Annotated in this window: 19 protein-coding genes; 14 read left to right on the top strand and 5 right to left on the bottom strand. The window is 73.4% G+C overall.

Translation table 11 applies throughout. The annotated features are described in order from the left end of the window. Positions 1-22: 22 nt before the first annotated feature. The 12 genes from ACH443_RS02285 to ACH443_RS02230 all read left to right on the top strand — a co-directional run bounded on the left by ACH443_RS02285 (position 23) and on the right by ACH443_RS02230 (position 13,419). Positions 23-1,216: a dihydrodipicolinate synthase family protein gene (locus ACH443_RS02285; protein WP_430589454.1), complete on the top strand. Its 1,194-nt coding sequence runs from the start codon at positions 23-25 to the stop codon at positions 1,214-1,216. After that, positions 1,213-2,139: a sugar phosphate isomerase/epimerase family protein gene (locus ACH443_RS02280; RefSeq protein WP_430557235.1), complete on the top strand. Its 927-nt coding sequence runs from the start codon at positions 1,213-1,215 to the stop codon at positions 2,137-2,139. The genes ACH443_RS02285 and ACH443_RS02280 overlap by 4 nt, the downstream gene beginning before the upstream one ends. A 250-nt stretch (positions 2,140-2,389) precedes the next feature. Continuing rightward, on the top strand, positions 2,390-2,821 hold the full coding sequence (locus tag ACH443_RS02275; protein ID WP_429765115.1) for a hypothetical protein: 432 nt from the start codon (positions 2,390-2,392) through the stop codon (positions 2,819-2,821). Positions 2,822-2,891: 70 nt separating this feature from the next. Then, entirely contained in the window at positions 2,892-3,227 is a 336-nt protein-coding gene (locus tag ACH443_RS02270) for a PadR family transcriptional regulator (protein ID WP_430557234.1), read from the top strand. Then, positions 3,227-3,706: an HAAS signaling domain-containing protein gene (locus ACH443_RS02265; RefSeq protein ID WP_430589359.1), complete on the top strand. Its 480-nt coding sequence runs from the start codon at positions 3,227-3,229 to the stop codon at positions 3,704-3,706. Before ACH443_RS02270 ends, ACH443_RS02265 begins: the two co-directional genes overlap by 1 nt. 139 nt (positions 3,707-3,845) lie before the next feature. Further along, positions 3,846-5,375: a family 43 glycosylhydrolase gene (locus ACH443_RS02260; protein ID WP_430589358.1), complete on the top strand. Its 1,530-nt coding sequence runs from the start codon at positions 3,846-3,848 to the stop codon at positions 5,373-5,375. Further along, complete coding sequence (locus tag ACH443_RS02255) at positions 5,375-7,342, top strand: DUF6807 family protein (RefSeq protein WP_429765121.1); 1,968 nt, start codon at positions 5,375-5,377, stop codon at positions 7,340-7,342. The genes ACH443_RS02260 and ACH443_RS02255 overlap by 1 nt, the downstream gene beginning before the upstream one ends. A gap of 70 nt (positions 7,343-7,412) precedes the next feature. Continuing rightward, complete coding sequence (locus ACH443_RS02250) at positions 7,413-8,024, top strand: hypothetical protein (RefSeq protein ID WP_430589357.1); 612 nt, start codon at positions 7,413-7,415, stop codon at positions 8,022-8,024. Continuing rightward, positions 8,021-8,779 (top strand): glycosyltransferase family 2 protein, encoded by a 759-nt coding sequence (locus ACH443_RS02245; protein ID WP_430589356.1) that lies wholly within the window; start codon positions 8,021-8,023, stop codon positions 8,777-8,779. The genes ACH443_RS02250 and ACH443_RS02245 overlap by 4 nt, the downstream gene beginning before the upstream one ends. 368 nt (positions 8,780-9,147) lie before the next feature. Continuing rightward, complete coding sequence (locus tag ACH443_RS02240) at positions 9,148-10,623, top strand: right-handed parallel beta-helix repeat-containing protein (RefSeq protein ID WP_430589355.1); 1,476 nt, start codon at positions 9,148-9,150, stop codon at positions 10,621-10,623. A 19-nt stretch (positions 10,624-10,642) separates the two neighbouring features. Continuing rightward, positions 10,643-12,685: a pectinesterase family protein gene (locus ACH443_RS02235; protein ID WP_430589354.1), complete on the top strand. Its 2,043-nt coding sequence runs from the start codon at positions 10,643-10,645 to the stop codon at positions 12,683-12,685. A gap of 185 nt (positions 12,686-12,870) precedes the next feature. Beyond that, positions 12,871-13,419: an ATP-binding protein gene (locus tag ACH443_RS02230; protein ID WP_430589353.1), complete on the top strand. Its 549-nt coding sequence runs from the start codon at positions 12,871-12,873 to the stop codon at positions 13,417-13,419. On the opposite strand, the gene ACH443_RS02225 is transcribed toward ACH443_RS02230, so the two are convergent. The 5 genes from ACH443_RS02225 to ACH443_RS02205 form a co-directional block, all read right to left on the bottom strand. Further along, entirely contained in the window at positions 13,404-14,849 is a 1,446-nt protein-coding gene (locus ACH443_RS02225) for a rhamnulokinase family protein (protein WP_430589352.1), read from the bottom strand. The two genes, ACH443_RS02230 and ACH443_RS02225, sit on opposite strands and share 16 nt — an antisense overlap. Next, entirely contained in the window at positions 14,846-16,912 is a 2,067-nt protein-coding gene (locus tag ACH443_RS02220; protein ID WP_430589351.1) for a bifunctional aldolase/short-chain dehydrogenase, read from the bottom strand. The genes ACH443_RS02225 and ACH443_RS02220 overlap by 4 nt, the downstream gene beginning before the upstream one ends. Positions 16,913-16,976: 64 nt before the next feature. Continuing rightward, the gene (locus tag ACH443_RS02215; protein ID WP_430589350.1) at positions 16,977-17,942 is read right to left on the bottom strand and encodes an alpha/beta hydrolase; all 966 of its coding nucleotides are present in this window, start codon (positions 17,940-17,942) and stop codon (positions 16,977-16,979) included. 2 nt (positions 17,943-17,944) lie between these two features. Then, a complete protein-coding gene (gene rhaI, locus ACH443_RS02210) occupies positions 17,945-19,126 on the bottom strand; it encodes an L-rhamnose isomerase (protein ID WP_430589349.1) in 1,182 nt (393 codons plus the stop codon). Positions 19,127-19,380: 254 nt separating this feature from the next. After that, positions 19,381-19,755, bottom strand: coding sequence for an L-rhamnose mutarotase (locus ACH443_RS02205; protein ID WP_430589348.1), 375 nt, complete (start codon positions 19,753-19,755; stop codon positions 19,381-19,383). A 112-nt stretch (positions 19,756-19,867) separates the two neighbouring features. On the opposite strand from ACH443_RS02205, the gene ACH443_RS02200 reads away from it, so the two are divergent. Together ACH443_RS02200 and ACH443_RS02195 are read left to right on the top strand one after the other, a co-directional pair. Beyond that, the gene (locus ACH443_RS02200; protein ID WP_429765139.1) at positions 19,868-20,887 is read left to right on the top strand and encodes a LacI family DNA-binding transcriptional regulator; all 1,020 of its coding nucleotides are present in this window, start codon (positions 19,868-19,870) and stop codon (positions 20,885-20,887) included. Between the two features lie 537 nt (positions 20,888-21,424). Next, positions 21,425-22,567 (top strand): hypothetical protein, encoded by a 1,143-nt coding sequence (locus ACH443_RS02195; RefSeq protein WP_430589347.1) that lies wholly within the window; start codon positions 21,425-21,427, stop codon positions 22,565-22,567. Positions 22,568-23,436 lie beyond the last annotated feature (869 nt).

Genomic DNA, 23,436 nt, shown 5'->3' with positions numbered 1-23,436 from the left:
GCTGGCGCCCAGCGGCGTCACCGTGCGCCTCCCGCGGTTCGACGCCGCGGGACGCGCCACCGGCACCGAGGTGCGCGAGCTCAACGCGCCGGGCCCGTGGCACGCCCCGGCCGCGCCGATCACGTCGCGCGTCGCGTTCGCGGCCGCGCACGTCGTGCCGCAGGTCGGCGCGGAGAACGTGCCGGGCGCGCCCGCCGTCGTCGACTGGGACGCGACGCTCGCCTACCGGCACGAGATCTGGCGGTTCGGGCTCGGCGTCGCCGACGCCATGGACACCGCCCAGCGCGGGATGGGCCTGGACTGGGCCGCGACGCAGGAGCTGGTGCGCCGGTCGTCGGCCGAGGCCGCGTCCGTCGGCGCGCGCATCGCGTGCGGCGCGGGCACCGACCAGCTCGACCCCGCGTCGGTCGAGCCCGGCGAGGCGGGCCTCGCCGCGGTGATCGACGCCTACCGCGAGCAGGTGCACGTGGTGCAGGACGCCGGGGCGCAGGTCATCGTCATGGCCTCGCGCGCGCTGGCGAAGGTCGCCCGCTCCCCCGAGGACTACGCCCGCGTCTACGACGCCGTGCTGGCCGAGGCCGACAAGCCCGTCGTCCTGCACTGGCTGGGCACGATGTTCGACCCGGCCCTGGCGGGCTACTGGGGGTCCGACGACGTCACGTCCGCGACCGCCACGTTCCTCGACCTCGTCAAGGCCCACCAGGACCGGGTCGACGGCGTCAAGGTGTCGCTGCTCGACGCACAGCACGAGATCGGCCTGCGCCGGGCGCTGGCCGGTCTCGACGGCTCCCCCGTGCGGCTGTACACCGGCGACGACTTCAACTACCCCGAGCTGATCGCCGGCGACGAGCAGGGGCACTCCGACGCCCTGCTCGGCATCTTCGCCGCGATCTACCCGGCCGCGTCCACGGCCCTCCAGGCGTTCGACGCGGGAGAGGGCGCACGCGGTCACGCGATCCTCGCCTCGACCGAGAAGCTGGGCCGGCACATCTTCGCGGCGCCGACCTACTACTACAAGACGGGCGTGGCGTTCCTGTCGTGGCTGAACGGCTTCCAGTCCGGCTTCCAGCTCGTGGGAGGGCTGCAGTCGGGCCGCTCGCTGGCGCACCTCGTGGAGCTGGCCCGTCTCGCCGACGGCTGCGGCATGCTGCTCGACCCGGCGCTGGCCGCCCGCCGTCTGGACGCCCTGCTGGTGACGAACGGGGTGACCGCATGAGCCTGTCGGGCACGGAGCCCACCGGGGTGCGCCACGCGTCCGACACCGACCTGAGCCGCTGCTCCCTCAACACCGCGACGGTCAAGCACGCCACGCTCGCGGAGGCGGTCGACGCCGCGGCCGCGGCCGGGCTCGGCGCCGTCGGCCTGTGGCGCCACCAGGTGCAGGAGCACGGCGCGGAGAAGGCGGCCCGCATCGTGTCGGACGCCGGCCTGCGCGTCTCGTCCCTGTGCCGCGGCGGGTTCCTCACGGCAGCGGACGCGGCGGGCATCGCCGCCGCGCTCGACGACAACAAGCGCGCCATCGAGGAGACGGCGGGCGTCGGCACCCGCGAGCTGGTGTTCGTCGTCGGCGGCCTGCCCGCCCTCAGCGAGCCCGGTCGGGGCCCGCGGCCCGACGCAGGGCCGGGCGACCGCGACGTCGTCGCCGCCCGCGCCCGCGTGGCCGACCGGATCGCCGAGCTCGCGCCGTTCGCGGCCGAGCACGACGTGCGGATCGTGCTCGAGGCGCTGCACCCGATGTTCGCCGCCGACCGCGCGGTGATCTCCACCCTGGGGCAGGCGCTCGACCTCGCGGCGCCGTTCGCACCGGAGACCGTGGGCGTCGTCGTCGACACGTACCACGTGTGGTGGGACCCGCAGCTGCGCGAGTCGATCGCGCGGGCCGGGGCGGAGGGGCGGATCGCGGGCTACCAGGTCTGCGACTGGAACCTGCCGCTCGCCGCCGACCCGCTCAACTCGCGCGGCCACGTGGGCGACGGGTACGTCGACTTCCCGACGATCTCGCGCTGGGTCGCCGAGGCGGGCTACGCCGGGGACGTCGAGACCGAGATCTTCAACGAGGAGATCTGGGCCGACGACCCCCGCGACACCGCCCGCACGGTCGGCGAGCGGTACGCGCGGCACGTGCTGCCGCACCTGTAGGGCCGACCGCCCTCCAGCACACCGGGCCTTGACACCCCGGTGCGGGTCTGTCGCCGACGCCGGCCCGCCGCACGACGCCCCGTCGCCTCCCCGGGCGGCGGGGCGTCGTCGTGCGCGGGCCCGTGTCGCGCACCGGTCCCGCACCGGTCCCGTACTGATCAGGAACGGAGAAGCGCGGCGGCGAGGTGTCTCCCTAGCCTGGTCCTCAGCGGCGCACGACGGCGCCGCCCCACCGACCGGGAGGAACGTCATGGCCACGTCCGAGGGTCTGAGCGCCGACGAGCGCGCGGCAGTGAAGCAGCGTGCCAAGGAGCTGCGCGAGCAGGAGAAGGCCGGCAAGAACCGTGCCGCGGGCGAGCAGGCGGTGCGCGAGGCGATCGAGCCGCTCGAGGGCACCGACCGGGACATCGCCGAGGGGCTGTACCGGGTCGCCACCGAGGTCGCGCCCCACCTCGTGCCCAAGACGTACTACGGCATGCCCGGCTTCGCGGACGCCGCCGGCAAGATGGTCGTCTTCGTGCAGCCCGCCGCGAAGTTCAAGACCCGCTACGCGACCGTCGGCTTCGACCCCGCGGCGCAGCTCGACGACGGCGACTTCTGGCCGACCGCCTTCGCGGTACTGGCCTGGACCCCCGCGTTCGAGGAGAAGCTCACCGCCCTGGTGCGCAGCGCGGCGGGCTGACGGGGGCGGGTCGTCGTCGGACCCCGGCGACCACTACCTTGCGACGCAAGAGAGTGCTACCTTGTGTCGCATGGTACCGAGCTCCGACGTGGTCCTCACCCAGCTCCGCAAAGGGGTCGTGGAGTACTGCGTCCTGGCCTGCCTGCGATCGGGGCCGGCCTACGGCCTCGAGCTCGCCGAGCGCCTCGGCGCCACGAGCACCCTGCTGACCAGCGAGGGCACGCTGTACCCGCTGCTCTCGCGGCTGCGCCAGCAGGGCTGGGTCACGACGACGCAGGTCGCGTCCCCGATGGGCCCGCCGCGCCGGTACTACGAGCTCACGACCGAGGGGCGGGCGGCGCTCGAGACCTTCACCGCCACCTGGTCCCGGTTCACCGCCGACGTCCGCACGACCCTGGAGCCCTGATGACCGCAGCACCCGCATTCCCCCCGCTCGTCGAGGCGTACCTCGCCGACCTCGAGCACGCGCTGGCGGCGAGCGAGCCGCGCGAGCGCGCCGAGACCCTCGCCGCGGTGCGCGAGCACGCGGCGGAGTCGCTCGCGCTGCACGGGTCGGACGATGCCGGCGCCCGGCGCGTGCTGGACGAGCTGGGCCCGGTGGACGCCATCGCCGCCGCGTCGACCCCGGCCGCGCCCGCGGCCGCCGCCGCGCCGGCGGCCCCCGCCGCCACGCCCGCCGCGGACGTCTGGCTGGTCGTCCTCGCCGTCGCGTCCCTGGCGCTCTTCGTGGTCCCGCTCGTGGCCGCCGCCGCCGTGATCTGGGCGGTCGTCCGGCTCCGCGCCGGCGTCGGCAACCGCCGCGTGCAGACGCTGGCGCTCGCCGTCGGCACGGTCTCGTTCGTCGGCGCCGCGGCCCTCTACGTGTCGCACGTGCTCGCCGGCTGAGGGGCCGCCGCCGCACCGTTTCGACGCGACCGGGCGTTCCCTCCGGCGGAAACCGGTTGCTAGGCTGGGCACAGCACGGCGGGAACCGGTTTCTCACGGTTTCTCGCCGACTGTCCCAGCGACGTGACGGAAGGCGACCATGACCCACTACAGCAACCCGGTCCTCGACGCGGACTGGCCGGACCCCGACGCGGTGCGCGTCGGGGACGACTACTGGCTGATCGCGTCCAGCTTCAACCGCGCCCCCGGGCTGCCCGTGCTGCACTCGCGCGACCTCGTGTCCTGGGAGCACGTGGCGAACGCGCTGCCCGCCGTGCCGCCCGCGGGTCACTACGCGCTCCCCCGCCACGGCTCGGGGGTGTGGGCGCCCAGCCTGCGCCACCACGACGGCCTGTTCTGGATCGTCTACCCCGACCCGGACCACGGGATCTTCGTCCTCACGGCCGCCGACCCGCGCGGCCCGTGGTCGGAGCCCTGGTGCCTGGTGCCGGGCCAGGGCCTCATCGATCCCTGCCCGCTGTGGGACGACGACGGCCGCGCCTACCTCGTGCACGGCTGGGCCAAGAGCCGAGCCGGTGTGAAGAACCGCCTCACGGTGGTCGAGGTGGACCCGGGCCTGCGCCGCGTCGTCGGGCCGGCGCGCACCGTGGTCGACGGCGACGAGCTGCCGGGCTTCCGCACGCTCGAGGGTCCCAAGCTGTACCACCGCGACGGCTGGTACTGGATCTTCGCCCCCGCGGGCGGCGTCGCGACCGGCTGGCAGACGGCGTTCCGCGCGCGGTCGGTGTGGGGCCCGTACGAGCACCGCGTGGTGCTGGCGCAGGGCGACACCCCGGTCAACGGCCCGCACCAGGGCGCCTGGGTGGACACGCCGGACGGCGCCGACTGGTTCCTGCACTTCCAGGACCGCGGCGTCTTCGGCCGCGTGGTGCACCTGCAGCCGATGCGGTGGGACGACGACGGCTGGCCGGTCATGGGCGAGAAGGGCTCCCCGGTGCTCACGCACCCGATGCCGGTGCCGGGCGCCGAGCCCGGAGAGCCGGTGCGCAGCGACGACTTCGCCTCCCCGGGCCTCGCACCGCGCTGGCACTGGCAGGCGAACCCCGCCGAGGGCTGGGCCGTGGCCGACGGCGGCGGCGCGCTGCGCCTGCCCGCGCAGCCCTCGCCCCGGGGCAACCTCCGCGACCAGGGCGCCGTCCTGTGCCAGCAGCTGCCGGGGCAGCCGAGCACGTGGGAGACCCGGGTCGGGCTCGTGGGCGACGCGCCCGGCACCCGGGCGGGCGTCGTCGTCCTCGGCCGCGAGTACGCCTGGGCCGGGCTGGTGCGCACGCCCGGCGGCGTCGAGGTGACGGTGCGGCGCGGCGGCACCTACGGAGACGAGGAGATCCTCGCGCAGGAGCCCGTGGCCGCGGGCGCGACGGGCGTCGTCCTGCGCACCGCCGTCGACGCCGAGGGCCGCGTCACCTGGGCCTGGCGCGACGACGCCCCGCCAGGGGACGACGACGCGGAGTGGCACGAGGCCGCGCCCCCGTGGCAGGCCGTCGTCGGGCACTGGATCGGTGCGGAGGTCGGCCTGTTCGCGAGCGCCCCGCTCGGGGCGGACCTGCGGCCGGGCGACGGCGGCACCTTCGGCCCGGTGCGCGTCACCGTGGCCGGGAAGGACGCCTGATGGCCCGCTCGGGCGGCCCGACGATCGACGAGGTGGCGGCCGCCGCAGGCGTGTCGCGGGCCACCGTCTCGCGGGTGATGAACGGCCGGGCCAGCGTCGCCCGGGACATCGCCGAGCGGGTGCGCGTCGCCGCGAAGGACCTGCGCTACCAGCCCAGCCGGGTGGCGCGCAGCCTGTCCCTGGGTCGCACCAACTCCGTGGCGCTGGTCGTGCCGGACCTCGCCAACCCGATGTTCCAGCAGATCCTGCGCGGCACGATGGCGGCGGCCGCGCCGCACGACTACCGCGTCCTGGTGGCCGACACCGCCGAGAACACGGCCGACGAGGCCGAGGTCGCGCTCGAGGCGCGGCAGCGGTGCGACGCGCTGGTGCTCGCCGCGCCGCGCACGTCCGAGGACGCGCTGCTCGAGCTGCTCCCGCGCCTGGAGCCGGTCGTCGTGGTCAACCGGCACGTGCCCGGCCTCACCGTGCCGAGCGTGCGCGTGGACTACGCGGCCGGCGTGCGCAGCATGGTGGACCACCTGGTCGCGCTCGGGCACCGCGAGCTCGCGTACGTCGCCGGCCCGCGCTCGAGCGCGTCGAACGGGCTGCGCGCCCGCGCCCTCGACGACGCCCGCGAGCGGCACCCGGGGCTGCGCGTCACGACCGTGCCGTGCGGCCCCACCGTGGACGCCGGGTACCGCGCGGCGGACGCGGTGCTGGCCACCGGGGCGACGGGCGTCGTCGCGTTCAACGACCTGGTCGCGTTCGGCCTCCTCGCGCGGCTCAACGAGGCCGGTGTGGCGGTGCCGGGAGACATCTCCATCGGCGGCTTCGACGACATCGAGCTCGCCCGCTACGCGACGCCGTCGCTGACCACGGCCGCCGTGCCGCAGGCCGACCTCGGCCGTCGCGCCTGGGAGCTGCTGCACGCCCGCGTGCTCGGCACCGAACGCACGCGGCTCGGCGCGGAGGGCATCGCCGTGCACGTGACCCCGGGGCTGGTGGTGCGGGGCAGCACCGGGCCGGTACCGCCCGCGCGCCGGCTCGGGGTGACGTCGGCGGACCTCGCGGGGCGCGCGCACGCCCGCGACCACACCGTCCGGGCGCGGTGGCGGCCCGTCGACGACGACTGGGTGCTCGGCGTCGGCGACGACCGCCCCCTCAGCCGCTACTCGCGGGGCGAGGGGATGCCCGGGGTGCACAGCCCGCGGCCGTTCCTGCACCCGGTGCACTCGGCGCAGGGCGTCGCGATGACGACGAAGAGCCCGCTGGACCACCGCCACCACTACGGCGTCTCGATGGCGGTGGCCGACGTGGACGGCACCAGCCACTGGGGCGGGCGCACGTACGTGCGCGACCAGGGACCGACGCTGCTCGCGAACCACGGCCGCCAGGAGGCCGGGCGTACGGAGGTGACGGACGACGGCGCCACCCTGACCCAGCAGGTGCGCTGGCTGGACGAGCGTGGCGGCGTGCAGCTGACCGAGGAGCGGCGGCTCACCGCCGTCGTGCTGCCGGAGGTCGACGCCTGGGCGCTCGGCTGGCACGGCAGCCTGCTCGCCGGCGACGCCGACCTCGAGATCGGCAGCCCGGCGACCAACGGCCGGCCCGGCGCCGGGTACGGCGGCTGGTTCTGGCGGCTCCCGTCCGGCGACGAGGCCTTCGCGCTGAGTCCCGACCGCGGCGGCGACGTGCACGGCTCGCGCAGCCCGTGGGTGGCCGTCGTGCGGCGCACCGGGCCGGCCTGGACCACCCTCGTGCTGGCCCAGGCCTCCGGGGAGCCCGACCCGTGGTTCGCCCGCGTCGGCGACTACGTCGGGCTGGGCCCGGCGCTCGCCTGGGACACGGTCCGCACGGTGCCGGCGGGGTCGTCGCTCGAGGTCGACGTCGTGGCGGCCGTCGTCGACCGGCGCCTCGACATCACCGGGGCCGGCGACGTCGCCGACCTCGCGGTGGGACGGGTGGGCGCCGCCCGGCTGTCCTGAGGGGTGGCGGCCGAGGCCCTCCCGCCTCCTCGGCGGGTGGGCTTCCGCCATCGCTGCCTAGGCTGGCCACGTGACGCCGGCACCATGGACCACGCGCGCCAGGACGGCCTGGAGCCCCTCGCCGGGGCGGCCGACGTGGGGCATCGTGCTGGGCGACGCGGTCCGCGTCGCGGCCCTGGTGAGCCTCCTGGTCGCCGCGGCGACGTCGGACTGGGTCGCGGTCGCGCTGTTCGCCCTCGTCCTGGGCGGATCGATGGTGCCCCGCGCATCCGGCGCCGCCGCGCGGCTCGACGTCGCGTGCGGGACCGCCGTGCTCGCCGCCGCATGGTGCGCCGTGGCCGGTCTCTACGAGCGGGTCGCGGGCCTGGACCTGCTCGTGCACGCCGTCGCGACCGGTGCGCTCGCTGCCCTGGCCCACCAGGTCCTGACCCGGGACGGCCTCGCGACGTCTCCCGTCCGCCCCCGCGCGACGGCAGCCCTGACGACCGTCGGCCTCGGCGCGCTGCTCGCCGTCGTCTGGGAGCTGCTCGAGGCGGTGGGGCACACGTTCGTCGACGACAACATCCACGTGACGTACCCGGACACCGTCGGCGACCTCGCGGCGGCGCTCGTGGGCAGCGCCGTGGCGGCGTGGCTCGTCGCCCGGGCTGCCGCCCGGACTCCGGCACGGGGGCTCCCGTGACGGGGGCGCGGGGTGCCCGGTTCTCGGGACGGCCGCTCCCCACGGTCTCGGTCGTCATCCCTGCCCGCGACGACGCCGCCGCGCTCGAGCGGTGCCTGGCGCTGCTCGCGGCGCAGACCCTCGCCCCGCTCGAGGTCGTCGTGGTGGACAACGCCTCGACGGACGAGACCGCCGACGTCGCCCGACGCGCGGGGGCGGTCGTGGTCCACGAGCCGCGGGTCGGCATCCCCGCCGCCGCGGCGGCGGGGTACGACGCGGCCCGGGGCGAGATCGTGGCGCGCCTCGACGCCGACTCGCAGCCCGCGCCCGGCTGGGTGCGCGCCGTCGCCCAGCACCTGGCCGACGACCCCGCGGCCGACGCCGTGACCGGGACGGGGACGTTCACCGACCTGCGGGGCGGCCGCTGGGCGTGCGCGCTGTACCTCTTCGCGTACTACGCCAGCACCCGGATGGCGCTCGGCCACACGGCCTTGTGGGGCTCCTGCATGGCGTTCCGTCGCAGCACCTGGCGGGCCGTGCGAGACCAGGTCGAACGGGTCGACCCGGAGATCCACGACGACCTGGACCTCGCGTTCGCCCTCGGGCCCCGCCGTCGGATCGTCCGGGACCGCCGGCTCCGCGTCGGCGTGTCCGCCCGGTCGCTGCGGTACGCCCGCCGTCGACGCCTGGTGCGGGCCGTGCGCACCCTGCGGCTGAACTGGGCGGTCGCCCCGCCGTGGGAGCGCTGGCGGGACAGGCTCGGCATCGCCGCCTGACGGCTCCGCCCTCCGCCGCCTCCGATTGATATCGGCGGCTGAACTATTGACGCGGGCGCTCGTCCTCGGCTACGTTGTGAGAAACCGGTTTCTGAGGCGTTTCCGGTCGCAGAGCGCGACGGGCACGGGAAGACCGACACCGACGTCGGCCGCACCACGAGCAGCACGACCAGCAACGACAGGCACCACGGGCACCCCGCCGTCGTCGACGGGCCCCGGCCGCCGCCCCGCTCGTCCCGACCCGAGGGCCACCCGGCCCGAGTCTCACGAGAGGCGCGACGATGCCCTTCAGCGCGGACCATCGACCCACCCCGCACCGCACCCCCTCCCCTCGCTCCCGCCGCCCGCGACCACGGGCCCGCCGTGCCGTGGCGGCCCTCGCCGCCCCGGTCCTGGGCCTGACGTTGCTCGCCCCCGTGGCGCACGCGACGTCGGGCACGGACGCCGAGGCCGCCGGCCGAGCGCTGCTGCACCGCATCGGCGCCCCGCCCACGACCTCCGCGGACGGGCCCGTGTGGTCCCCCACCGCCACGGGCTTCGCGTCCGTGCCGACCGACGAGCTCCCCGACGGCACCACCGGCGGCGCGGGCGGGCGGACCGTCACCGTGCGCGACGCCGCGGCGCTGGCCGAGGCGGCCGCGGCCGAGGAGCCGCTGACGATCCTCGTGCAGGGCACCCTCGACGTGGAGCCGTTCGGCTCGATGATCGACGTGGCGAGCGACAAGACGATCGTCGGCGCGGCGGCGGGCGGCGAGCTCGTCGGCGGCGGGCTGCGGCTGCTGGAGGTCGAGAACGTCATCATCCGCAACCTGACGTTCCGCGACTCGTACGTCGCGGCCGACTGGGACGGCAAGAGCGCGGACAACGACAACGACGGCATCCGCATCGACACGTCGGACCACGTCTGGGTGGACCACAACGAGTTCGCGCGGCTCGGCGACGGCCAGCTCGACGTCCGCAAGGACTCCACCGCGGTGACGGCGTCGTGGAACTTCTTCCACGACCACAACAAGACCCTCGGCGTCGGGTGGACGGACAACGTGGTGACCACGCTGACGCTGCACCACAACCGGTTCTCGAACGTGCACCAGCGCAACGCCAGCATCGACAACGTGGCGCTCGGCCACCTGTACAACAACTGGCTGTCCGGGGTGAGCTCGTACGGCACGACGTCGCGCGGCGGCTCCCAGCTGCTCGTGGAGTCGAGCGTCTACGAGAACGCCCGCAACCCGCTCATCCTCAGCGGCGACGCCGCCAGGCTCCACCAGCGCGACAACCTGTTCCGCGGGAACTGGGGCGAGAAGCCGGCCGAGACCGGGCCCACGTTCGAGGCGTCCGACCTCTACGACTACGAAGCCGATCCCGTCGAGGACGTCGTGCCGCTGCTGAGCCGGTACGCCGGCACCCGCACCACCCGCGACGACCGGCTCGGCCGGCAGGTCACGGTGGCGCAGGACGGCACCGGCGACTACCTCTCGATCCAGGCCGCCGTGGGCGCGGCGTCGCGGTCGCCCCGGCCGGTCGAGATCGTCGTCGGACCGGGCACGTACCGCGAGGTGCTCACCGTCTGGCCGGGCGCCGAGGGGCTCACGATCCGCGGCGCGACGGGCGATCCCGCCGACGTCGTCGTGACCTACGACAAGCCCGCGAGCGACTGGGCCACCGCGACCGTCCTCGCCGACGGCGTCACCCTGCGCCACCTCACGCTCGAGAACGCCTACGACGCCGAGGCCGGCGGCCCGAGAGAGACCCTCGCCCTGCGCGACGCCGCCGCCGGCACCGTGCTGGACGACGTCCCCCTGGTGGGCGGCGGACTCTCCACCGACGACCCCCGCCACTCCTGACCCTGACCGAGGAGCAACGATGAGACTCACGACCACCCGCACGGCCGCGCTGCTCGGCGCCCCGGTGCTGGCCCTGACCCTGCTCGCCCCCGCCGCGCAGGCGGCGCCCTCCGACGTCGACCCGGCCGCGGCAGGCGCCGCCGTCCTCGAGCGCATCGGCGCGCCCGCGACGTCGACGGCCGACGGGCCCGTCTGGTCGCCCGTGGCGACGGGCTTCGCCTCCACTCCCACCGACGACCTGCCGCACGGCACGACCGGCGGCGCGGGCGGGGGCTCCGTCACCGTCCGCGACGCGGCCGCGCTCGCCGAGGCCGCGGCATCCGACGGACCCCTGACGATCTACGTCAAGGGCACCATCGAGCCGGCCGAGTTCGGCTCGATGATCGACGTGGCGAGCGACAAGACGATCGTCGGGTTCGCGTCCGGCGCCGAGCTGGTGGGCGTCGGGCTGCGGCTCGACCACGTGGAGAACGTCGTCGTGCGCAACCTGCGCTTCCGCGACTCGTACGTGCCGGGCGACTGGGACGGCAAGAGCGCCGACAACGACAACGACGGCATCCGCGTCGACACCTCCAGCCACGTGTGGATCGACCACAACGAGCTGACCCGCCTGGGCGACGGGCTGATCGACGTCCGCAAGGACTCCACGGCGGTCACGCTGTCGTGGAACTACCTGCACGACCACAACAAGACGGTGGGCGTGGGCTGGACCGACAACGTGGTCACCGAGATCACGATGCACCACAACCGGTTCTCGAACACCTACCAGCGCAACGCGAGCATCGACAACGTCGCCGCCGGCCACCTCTACAACAACTGGTTCGACGGGCAGGCGCAGTACGGCACCATGTCGCGCGGCGCGTCGCAGCTCGTCGTCGAGTCGAGCGTGTACTCGAACGGCGAGGACGCGATCGTCGCCAAGGACCCGGCGTCGAAGGTCGACTCGCGCGACAACCGGTTCACGACCGTCCGTGGGCGCAAGGACGACACCGGCCCGACGTTCGACCCGGCCGCGCGGTACGCGTACACGCCGGACGCCGTCGCCGACGTCACGCGCATCGTCACGGACGGCGCGGGCACCCTCGGCGCGCCGGAGAAGGTCCGCCGCACGGTCACGGTGGCGCTCGACGGCACCGGCGACTATGCGTCGATCGGTGCCGCGGTGGGCGCGGCGTCGCGGTCGCCGCACCCGGTGGACGTCGTCGTCGAGCCGGGCGTCTACCGCGAGGTCGTGCGGGTCTGGCCCGGCGCCGACGGGATCACGATCCGCGGCGCCACCGGCGACCCGGAGGACGTGGTGCTCACCTACGACCTCGCCGCCGGCCAGGCCAAGTTCTACGGCGGCACGTTCGGGCACACCGGCTCGCCGGTGCTGTCCGTGCTGGCCGACGACGTCACGCTGCGCGACCTCACCGTCGAGAACGCCTACGACGAGGCCGCGAACGGCGGCAGCCAGGCGCTCGCGCTGCGGACGTCGGGCGACCGCACCGTGCTCGACGGCGTGCGGCTGCTCGGCAACCAGGACACCTACCTGGCCGACCCGGGCTCCGGCGCCACGGCGGCGCGCACCTGGGTCACCGGCTCGTACATCGAGGGCGACGTCGACTTCGTCTACGGCGGCGGCACCCTCGTCGTCGAGGACTCGGAGATCCGCTCGCTCGACCGCGGGTCCGCGACGAACAACGGGTACGTGGCCGCACCGGCGACCGTGCCGGGCGGCAGGGGCTTCCTGTTCACCGGCACCCGGTTCACGTCGGACGCCGCGGCGGGCACCGTGTTCCTCGGCCGCCCGTGGCACCCCAGCAGCAACCCGCTCGTCGACCCGTCGGTCGTCGTCCGCGACTCGTGGCTGGGCGCGCACGTCGGCACGCCCGCCTGGTCGGACATGAGCGGCTGGTCGTGGCGCGACGACTTCATGCGGGAGTACCGCAACGCCGGTCCGGGCGCCGCGCCCGCCGGCGGGGCCGTCGACGGACGGCCGCAGCTCACGGCCGACGAGGCCGCCGCGCACACCCGCGAGGCGTACCTGTCCGGCGACGACGGCTGGGCGCCCTGGCGCTGACCTGACGCGTGGTGAGCGCGGTCAGCGGGCGTGGGCCGCGCTCACCACGACGTTCGTCACAGCGCGCGCGGGGGCGGCCTCGGGGCAGTAGTGTCGACGACGGTTCAGGCCGCCCCAGCGGCCCTCGGAAGGCACCCATCCCCCGTGGCCACAGGAGGCTGCTGCATGGTTCCGGACGTGCGCCGGTGACGCCCGTCGAGGCCGTCCCCGTCGGGCAGCTCGACGTGGTCGGGTCGTGGACCGTGCGCTCCGTCGACGACCTCGCCGAGGTGCGCGCGGAGTTCGAGGACCGGCTGCCCTGCGACTGCCCCGCGGCCATGGCACCCAGCTCCGGCGACCTCGGCGCGCTCTCCGGGCGCCAGCGCATGGTGCTGGTGGCGAGCGAGCTCGTCGCGAACGCCCTGGAGCACGCGCGGCCGCCGGTCGTCGCCCGGCTCCTGTGCGACGGGCACGTCGCCGTGGTCGACGTCGTCGACCGCAGCCCCGACGCGCCGCCCGTCGTCCCGCACGACCGCGAGCCGGGCGAGGGGGGCCACGGCCTGCGCCTGGCCGAGACGATCGCCGACCGCGTCGGCTGGTACTGCACGGACCGCGGCGAGAAGCACGTGTGGGCCCGGTTCACGACCTCGGACCGGGCGCCCGTCGCCGCGCCCGCGGGCCCGGCGCCGCACCACCTGGCGAGCCATGGCCCGTCGGCGGGCGCGGCGTCGGACGGGGCCTACCGCGGCGCGTAGCGCTCGGGCGTGAACGCCGCGGCGACGAGCGCGCGCAGGTCCTCCAGGCCGCCGTCCACGAGACCGCGGGCGCGGGCCTGCACCAGCAGGTTCCCGATGGCGGTGGCCTCGACGGGCCCGGCCACCACGGGCAGCCCCGAGCGGTCCGCCGTCGCCTGGCACAGGAGCGTGTTCTGCGCGCCGCCACCGACCACGTGGATGGTCGACACGGTGCGCCCCGCGAGCCTCGCCGCCGTCGTGACGGCGTCCGCGAACGCCTGCGCCAGGCTCTCGACGATGCTGCGCACGTACTCCCCGCGCGTGGCGGGCACCGGTTGGTCGTGCTCGCGGCACCAGTCGGCGATGCGGCCGGGGACGTCGCCCGGCGGCAGGAAGCGCGGGTCGTCGACGTCGAAGACCGCCACCGGCGCGGTGACGTGCGCCGCCTCGGCCAGCAGCTCCTGCAGCGTGCTGGAGCGCTGGGCCGCGGTGGACTCGCGCTCCCAGGTGCGGATCGACTCGCTGAGCAGCCACAGCCCCATGACGTTGTGCAGGAAGCGCGTGCGGCCGTCGACGCCGCCCTCGTTGGTGAAGCCGGCGAGGCGGGCGTCCTCGGAGAGCACCGGCGCGTCGAGCTCGAGGCCGACCAGCCCCCAGGTGCCGCACGAGACGTAGGCGACGTCCCGGTCGGTGGCGGGGACGGCGACGACGGCGGAGGCCGTGTCGTGCGAGCCGACGGCCGTGACCTCGAGCGCCCGGCCGACCAGCTGCGCGACGTCGGGGCGCAGGGCCCCCAGCGACGCCCCCGGGTCGACGAGGGGCGGCAGGATCCCGGCCGGGATCCCGACGAGGTCGGCGAGACCCGTGTCCCACTCCCCCGTGCGCGCGTCGAGCAGACCGGTCGTGGAGGCGTTGGTGCGCTCCGCGACCTCGGCCCCGGTGAGCCAGTGGGCGAGCAGGTCGGGCACCAGCAGCAGCCGGTCGGCGAGGTCGAGCAGCGGCCCCTCCGTGGCGAGCTGGAACACCGTGTTGAACGGCAGGTGCTGCAGCCCGTTGCGCGCGTACAGCGCCGCGGCGTCCACGCGTGCGTGCACGCGCTCCACGCCGTCCGCCGTGCGCGCGTCCCGGTAGTGGTACGGCATGCCGAGCAGCCGGCCGCCGCGCAGCAGGCCGTAGTCCACGGCCCACGAGTCGATCCCGACGCCGAGGATCTCCCCCGGCGCCTCGCGCTCGGCCACGGCCAGGCCGTCGAGCACCTGGCGGTACAGCTCCAGCAGGTTCCAGTGCAGGCCGTCGGGCGTACGGACCGGGTCGTTGGGGAACCTGGCGACGTGCTGCAGCCGCAGCCCTTCGCGCCCGCCCAGGTGCCCCAGGATGACGCGCCCGCTGGTGGCGCCCAGGTCGACGGCGGCGAGGGTGCCCGCCGCCGTCGAGGGGGTCGTGCCCGTCACCGCAGGAACGCCTGAGCCACGCCGGCGTCGACGGGCACGTGCAGGCCGGTGGTGTGCGAGAAGTCGGACGTGCACAGCGCGTAGACGGCGTTGGCGACGTGCTCGGGCAGCACCTCGCGCTTGAGCAGCGTGCGCTGGGCGTAGAACCTGCCCAGGTCCTGCTCCTCGATGCCGTACGTCTTGGCGCGGTTGGCGCCCCACCCGGAGGCGAAGATGCCCGAGCCACGCACGACGCCGTCCGGGTTGATGCCGTTGACCTTGATGCCGTGCTCGCCGAGCTCGGCGGCCAGCAGGCGCACCTGGTGCGCCTGGTCGGCCTTGGTGGCCGAGTACGCGATGTTGTTCGGGCCCGCGAACACGGAGTTCTTCGACGAGATGTAGACGATGTCGCCGCCGAGCTTCTGGTCCACGAGGATGCGCGCGGCGTTCTTGGCCACGAGGAACGAGCCCTTGGCCATGACGTCGTGCTGCAGGTCCCAGTCCGCCTCGGTGGTGTCGAACAGCGACTTGCTCAGCGACAGGCCGGCGTTGTTCACGACGATGTCGACGCCGCCGAAGGCGAGGACGGCCTCGGCGAGCGCGGCCTGCACGGCGGCCTCGTCGGCGACGTTCGCCGCCAGCCCGACGGCGACGTCCGTCGAGCCCAGCTCGGCCGCGGCGGCCTGCGCCTTGGCGAGGTCCAGGTCGGCGACGACGACGCACGCACCCTCCGCCGCGAGGCGGGTCGCGATGGCCTTGCCGATGCCGGATGCCGCGCCGGTCACGAACGCGATGCGGGTCGCGAGCGGCTTCGGCTTCGGCTTGCGCTGGAGCTTCGCCTCCTCGAGGGCCCAGTACTCGATGCGGAACTTCTCCGACTCGTCGATCGGGGCGTACGTGGACAGGGCCTCCGCGCCGCGCATCACGTTGACGGCGTTGACGTAGAACTCCCCCGCCACGCGCGCGGTCTGCTTGTCCGCGCCGTACGAGAACATGCCCACGCCGGGCACGAGGACGATCGCCGGGTCCGCGCCGCGCATGGCGGGCGGCTCCTCGCCGCGGGCACGGGCCTCGGCGGCGCCGCGCTCGTAGTACGCGGTGTAGTCGGCGCGGTACGCCTCGTGCAGCTCGGGCAGGCGCTCCACGATCTCCTCGACGGTCGCGGTGGCCGGCAGGTCGACGACCAGCGGCTTCACCTTGGTGCGCAGGAAGTGGTCGGGGCAGCTGGTGCCGAGCTCCGCGAGGCGCGCGTGCTCGGCGCTCGCCAGGAAGTCGAGGACGACGTCCGCGTCCGTGTAGTGGCCCACCTGCGGCTTGTCGAGGGAGGCGACGGCGCGCAGGTGCGGGGCGAGCGCGGCGGCCTTGGCGCGGCGCTCGGCGTCGGGCAGCGCCCCGTAGCCGTCGAGGGCCGGGCCGAAGGGCTCCGGCGCACCGTGCTCGGCGATGTACGCGGCGGCGGTCTCGATGATCCACAGCGAGTTCGCCTCGGACTCCTCGGCCGTCTCGCCCCAGGCCGTGATGCCGTGCCCGCCGAGCACCGTGCCGATCGCGTCCGGGTGGGCGGCCTTGATCTCCGCGATGTCGAGGCCGAGCTGGAAGCCGGGGCGGCGCCACGGCACCCACACGACCTTGCCGCCGAAGATCTTCTGCGTCAGCTCCGGGCCGTCGACGGCGGTCGCGATCGCGATGCCGGCGTCCGGGTGCAGGTGGTCCACGTGCGCGGCGTCGACCAGGCCGTGCATGGCCGTGTCGATGCTGGGGGCGGCGCCGCCCTTGCCGTGCAGGCAGTAGTCGAACGCGGCGACCATCTCGTCCTCGCGCTCCACGCCCGGGTACACCTCGGTGAGGGCGCGCAGGCGGTCCAGCCGCAGGACGGCGAGGCCCTTCGCGGTGAGGGTGCCGAGATCGCCGCCGGAGCCCTTGACCCACAGCAGCTCGACGTCCTGCCCGGTGACCGGGTCCTTCTCGATCCCCTTGGCGGACGTGTTGCCGCCGGCGTAGTTCGTGTTGCGCGGGTCGGCGCCCAGGCGGTTCGACCGCGCGACGAGGGCCTCCACGGTCGGGTTGACGGTCTGCTTCGTCATCGGTGCTCCGGTGGTCGGTCCGTCGGCCGACGGACGGGGGTGGGTGCGGTGAGGGGTACGGGGGTCAGCGCTCGTGCGCGGTGCCGACGAGGGCGTCCGTCGTGAGCCAGGCGGCGATCCGCGCGAGGCTGCGCGCGAAGCCGGGCTCGGCGGGCCGGTTGAGGTGTCCGTGGGTGGTGCCGTCCTCGCGGGTCACGAAGACGTCCACCCCGGCGGCCGCGAGCTCCGCGGCGTAGGCCTCGCCGCCCGAGCGCAGGGCGTCGAGGTCGGAGTTGACGATCAGCGTGGGCGGCAGGCCGCGCAGGTCCTGGCCGCCGGGGAAGGCGTAGGGCGACGTCGCCGGGCCGTCGTGGCCCAGGTAGTTGCCGTTCATCGCGCGCACGGCGGCCGGCGGGAAGTCCTTCTCCGGCGGCAGCCCCGCGATCTTGGCGGCCAGCTCGGCGCTGGGCGAGGGCAGCTCCTGGTGCGTCACCGGGTAGGCGAGCACGACGCTGCGCGGGGTCACGCCGTCGGGCCCGACGGCGCCGCTGAGGGTGCCGAGCGGCGCCGCGCCGTCCCGCAGCCGCAGCGACGCCCCCGCGGCGAGGTCGCCGCCGGCGCTCGCGCCGCCCAGAGACCACCGTCCCGCGGGGACGCCGAGGTCGGCGGCGCCGCCCCCGGCGGCCCACGCGAAGGCGAAGGCGACCTCCTCGGACGGCACCGGGAAGCGGACGCCGTCCGTCCCGGGCGTCGCGCCCGCGGCGCGGTAGTCGAGCGCGGGTACCAGGCGGTACTCCACGCTCACGACGGCGACCCCCGCCGCGGCGAGGCCGCGCGCGACGCCGTCGGCCTCGGGCATGTCGAGGTCGCCGTGCGCGAACGCGCCGCCGTGCGCCCACACCAGGCCCGCGACGGGCGTGCCCGCCGGCCGGTAGACCCGCACCCGCAGGTCGCCGTGCGGCCCCGCGAGCACGCGGTCGGCGACCGCGGCGTCCGGGTCCGCCGGGACGGGCGGCGCGGTGTCCGCCGTCGTGCCCGCCGTCGTCGTCATGCTCAGGCGCCCCAGCCGGCCTGCTGGCCGCCGACACGCTCGGCCGCGATCTGCGCCAGGTAGCCGGACGCCGCGAACGCCTTCATGGGCTCGGGGTCGAGGCCCTGCTCGGCGCGCAGGTCGGCGAGGAGGCCGCGCACGTCCGTGTTGTAGGCGTCCATGAGCGCGCCGTTGGCGCCGAGCACGTCGCCGGAGCGCTGCGCGGCGTCGAGGGCCTCGGCGTCGACGAGCAGCGCCTTGGCCGTGGCCTCCTGGACGTTCATCACGGAGCGGATCTGGCCGGGGATCTTCTCCTCGATGTTGTGGCACTGGTCGAGCATGAAGTTCACCCCCGACTCCGGGCGCAGCGCGTCCGCCTGCACGATCTCGTGCATGATCCGGAAGAGCTGGAACGGGTCCGCGGCGCCGGCCATGAGGTCGTCGTCCGCGTAGAAGCGCGAGTTGAAGTCGAAGGCGCCGAGGCGGCCCTGGCGCAGCAGCTGGGCCACGATGAACTCGATGTTGGTGCCGGGCGCGTGGTGGCCCGTGTCGAGCACGACGTTCGCCTTGTCGCCGAGGGCGAGGCAGTGCAGCAGGGAGGTGCCCCAGTCCGGCACGTCGGTGTGGTAGAACGCCGGCTCGAAGAACTTGTACTCGAGCACCATGCGGTGGTCGTCGTCGAGCGCGGCGTAGATCTCCGCGAGCGACTCGGCGAGCCGGTCCTGGCGGGCGCGGATCGAGTCCTGGCCCGGGTAGTTGGTGCCGTCCGGCAGCCAGACCTTCAGCTCCTTCGACCCCGTGGCGCGCATGACGTCGATGCACTGCACGTGGTGGGCGATCGCCTTGCGGCGCACGGCCGGGTCGGAGTGCGTGAGGGAGCCGAGCTTGTAGTCGTCGTCCTGGAACAGGTTCGAGTTGATCATCCCGATGGTCACGCCGTGCTCCTTGGCGTGCCGGGCCAGGTCGGAGAAGTCGTCGACCAGGTCCCACGGGACGTGCAGCGACACGCGCGGCGCGATGCCCGTGTAGCGGTGCACCTGGGCGGCGTCCGCGATCTTCTCGTACGGGTCGCGGGGGGTCCCGGGCGTGCCGAAGACCTTGAACCGGGTACCCGAGTTGCCGAACGCCCACGAGGGCAGCTCGATGGTCTGCTCGCCGAGGGCCTTGCGCAGCCGTGCGTCGAGCACGGGCGTCGTCGCCGTCATGTCTCCTCCTCGTCCGCGCTCCCTCGCGCGGTGCTGGTGCGGCCGGCGGGGCGACCGCGCTTTGAATCGTTTCATACCCTAGGTGGGGTGCGAGGCGGCGTCAACTGTCTGCGCACGTTCGAACCCTCGCCCGCCGACGTGTCAGGGCCAGGAGCACGTCTACGTGAACATAGCCCTCACAACTCGCGAGCACTGGGAGCTGTCAGGGCCAAGAGCGCGTGTACCCGCGCGTGGTCCTGACAGGGCGCGGGCGGTCAGTCGACGCGGCGCGCGGCGTCGAGCTGGGACTCCAGGTGGAAGACCTCCTCGAGCTGGACGAAGCCCTCGTCGGGGCGCCCCTCGGCGGGCTCGAAGAAGTCCTTCATGGCGGCCTGCCAGCGCTCGTTCACCTCGCGGGCGGCCATGTCGCGCTGGGCTCGCTCGTAGTCATCGGTGCGCAGGACGCCGACGAGCAGGCCGTCGGCGCCGAGGAACAGGCGGTAGTCGTGCCAGCCGGTCTCTGCCAGCGCCTCGAGCATCTCGGGCCAGACGGCGGCGTGCGCTGCCTTGTACTCGTCGAGGCGGTCGCGTCGTACGCGGGACACGAAACAGACGTGCGTCGTTGCGCCGTCGTCGGTGAAACGGTTCATAGCATGAAACCTAGCAACACGCGACGGCGCCGGGCAGCAACCAGGCCGGCACCCAGGTACCTCTACGCTGGAGCCCAGGCGCGACGACGCGCCCGAACCCGAGGAGCAGCCCATGACGACGACCGCCCCCCGCCGCCGCGCGTCGATCAGCGACGTCGCGCGCCAGGCCAAGGTGTCGGTCGGCACGGTCTCGAACGTGCTCAACCGTCCGGACCGCGTCTCCCCGGCCACGCGCGAGCGGGTGCTCGCCGCCATCGACGACCTCGCGTTCGTGCCCAACGGGTCCGCGCGCCAGCTCCGCGCCGGCACCATCACCACGGCGGGCGCCATCGTGCTCGACGTCTCCAACCCGTTCTTCACCGACGTGGCGCGCGGCATCGAGGACCGCCTCGAGGAGGCGGACTACACCCTCATGCTCGCCAGCTCCGACGAGAAGCCGGAGCGCGAGGCCCGCTACCTGCGCCTCTTCGAGGAGCACGGCGTGCAGGGCGTCATGGTCGTGCCGGCCACGCAGGACCTCGAGCACCTCGAGACCCTCCGCGCCCGGGGGCTGCGGGTGGTGCTGCTCGACCGCCCGTCGCCGGTCGACACGCTGTCGTCCGTGGCCGTCGACGACCGCGCGGGCGCCGCCGCCGCCGCACGCCACCTCGTCGACCTCGGGCACGAGCGGATCGCCTTCCTCAACGGCCCGCACACCATCCGCCAGTGCGCCGACCGCAGCGCCGGCCTGCACGACGCGCTCGTGGAGCTCGGCCTCGACCCCGTCGAGGCGCTGGTCGAGATCACGATCTCCACCCTCAACGCCGACGGCGGCCAGACCGGCACCGAGCAGGTGCTCGCGCTCGCCGAGCGCCCGACGGCCACGATGTGCGTCAACGACCTCACCGCCCTCGGCGCCCTGCGCACGCTCCGCGCCGCCGACGTCCCCGTGCCGTCCGGCATGGCGGTCGTGGGGTACGACGACGTCACCTTCGCGGGCGAGCTGGCCACGCCGCTGACGTCGGTGCGCCAGCCGACGCACCAGCTCGGCCACCGCGCGGCGGACCTGCTGCTGGACCCGGACGACGTCGTCGAGCAGGTGACGTTCCAGCCCGAGCTCGTCGTCCGCGAGTCCACGACCGGCGTCGGCTGAGCCGCAGCGCCCGCCTGCCGACCGCGACCCCGCGCTCCGCGCGCGCCGGCCCACCGAGACCAGTGGGTGCCGGCCATCCGGGCTCAGAGCACCTCAAAGCGGGCCAAAAAGGCTTATCGTCATAATCCAGGTTATCGGTTATGGACTAGTGCGCGTTGCATCTGATGCAAGAACTCGCACCTAGGTGCGATGACAGCGTCGCTGCGGGTCAGCAGCACAGTCCGTCGCCTTGGGCGCGCTAACGCCGTCGACTCGCGCCGCCTCGCCGCAGGTCGCCCTACGTTTCGTGCATCAGATGCACGATTCCTCGAAAGGGCGGTTCCGTGCTCGTGAGCACGCACCTCTAGCGCGGGCCTGTGGCGTCCGCGCCCGGGTGACCCTGCCGTCTTGCTCCGGCCTCCGCAGGCCCCGCCGCCTGCAGGGCGCTCAGGATCGGCTGCCCCCAACCCGTGGCGCCGCACCGGTTGCCCCCGACACTCAACCGCTCTACCTTGCATCACACAGGGGGCATTCAGCCAGCTCAAAGGAGATCGGCAGATGACATCTCGGCGCGCGCTACGATCGGCCCTCGTAAGCACCGCACTAGTTGCAACTTTGGCAGCAGGGAGTTCACTCGCCACCGCACAAACGGCGACCGCATCGGCAAGGTGGTCGGGGTGTGAGTTCGAACACCCTTGGGCCAGTTGGACTGTTGGTGGCGACACCCCTGCAGCCCTGGATGATGAGTGGAGCGAGATATTCCGCTATGCGGCCAGTGCATGGGATGGGCCAACGACTATCGACCTAGAAGAAGCCATCAACTTCGGGCCTGCGATGATCGTGGCCGAGGTGATGGACTACGGCGACACCGACCGGTCCGGGCGGGCGCCAGATTTCCAGAATTGCGATATGCTCACCTTCTTTCATGACCGAATGCAGTTCATCGAGATGAACTCCTCTGAATTCTCGACCGCATCACTCACGATGAAGCGGAGCACTGCTGCCCACGAACTAGGCCATGTAATCGGGTTGGCGCACCCGACTGATCAGACAGAGGATATCTGGGAATCAGGCTGCGAAAATGTGATGCTTATGAATCACTATTGGAAGCCGAGGCAAGAGTGCAGCCGCACCTCTCCGCAGACGCCCGAACGAGAGGCAATTAATCAGTTGTACTCGAACAACGTGATCCCCTCTGCTCAAACGCGGAACCAACTCGCCACCCCCGCACCCGCGCCGGGTTCGCGGCCAATTGTGCTGGACTACACCGACAGCTTCGACACCCTCGACGAGGTGAGCAGTGAAGCTAAGGTCTCCGTGGTCGTTAAGCCGACGGGTGCGTCGCGCGTCGAACGCATCGGCAACGTGTCATTTACCGTAACTCAAGCCAGAGTGACAGAGTCGATCGTTGGCGAGGTGGAGCCTGGAGAGATCATCGAAATTCGTCAAGATGGAGACATTTCCCAGTACGCAGTCAATGCAGCCGAACTCTTGAAGTCGGACGCGACGTACCTCACCTATCTTCGAGAGTGGACGGCACCGGGGGGCGCCGCAAGCGATCAGTACATGATCGTTGGAGGTCAGGCAGCCTGGCGCATGGACGGAGAAATTGGACGGCTCGCTTCTGGTGGCTCGAAACTCCCTGCGACGGTGACCATCGCGGACCAGGCTGGTGACCGCGCGGTGCGATCGGCCAACTAGGCCCGGCATCGGAGGTTCGTGTCAGCCCTCCATGCTGCTGACACAAACCTTCGATTCTGAACGCGCACATTCATCGGTCTCGGACTGCTCGCAACGTAGGCTCACCCCATTCACCTCTACCCGAATTATGGCGTCGCCTGGCGGGTAGTCGACGGGCACACGGACCGTTCCACTCGCTGCCCCTAGATTGTCAGGGTCGAGCAAACCGATAATCTGATGGCCTCCACCGTCGAATGGCCACAACTGAACTTCGTATTCTGCTGATTGAGGCAAGTTCTGAGAACAGCCGTCACCGTCGACGAGTCCAGGTACCGTGATCTCAAGTTCGTCACCTGCCGTGACACGGCTGGGAGTCAATTTCGGATCAGTAGGAGTGCAGGGCCCCGATCCCGGTAAAGAGCACGACGTCACCGAGGTCGCGATTAGGCCTCCGACCAGCAGCAGGAATACGATGCGCCGATTTCTCTGATTGGGCATCCTTGTCCTCTCACATATTTCGGGAGTTCATCTAGCTTGAGGGTAAGCCAGGCCACGCAATGCTGGCGGGTGGGGCCAGATCTGCCGCCAAGGAGAGGCGGTGAGGTCCAGCTCCCTGCGTGCGTAAAGGATAGTGGTGCCAGACGTCCGCGACCCGGGTCGTGGCGCACCGCTCCCCAACCCCGAGCCTCGTCCACCACGCTCGTACATCGTCCCATGCGCTTCACGCAGACCCCAGCTCGCCGCCTATGTCGTGGGGCATGTCCTCGTGCCTGGTGGTGCTGCTGGACATGTAGAGGTCTTCCCTGCCGCCGCCCTCGTCGTCTCCGGCCCCCGCCGAACTCGCGCCTCTCGAGCACGCACCTTTACCAGTTGACTGGTGCGAGTTCGAA

Source organism: Isoptericola sp. NPDC019571 (assembly GCF_044389385.1).
In the GTDB taxonomy this organism is placed as follows: domain Bacteria; phylum Actinomycetota; class Actinomycetes; order Actinomycetales; family Cellulomonadaceae; genus Isoptericola; species Isoptericola nanjingensis.
The sequence above is the reverse complement of the archived record's forward strand: the minus strand, read 5'-3'. Positions and strand labels throughout refer to the sequence as shown.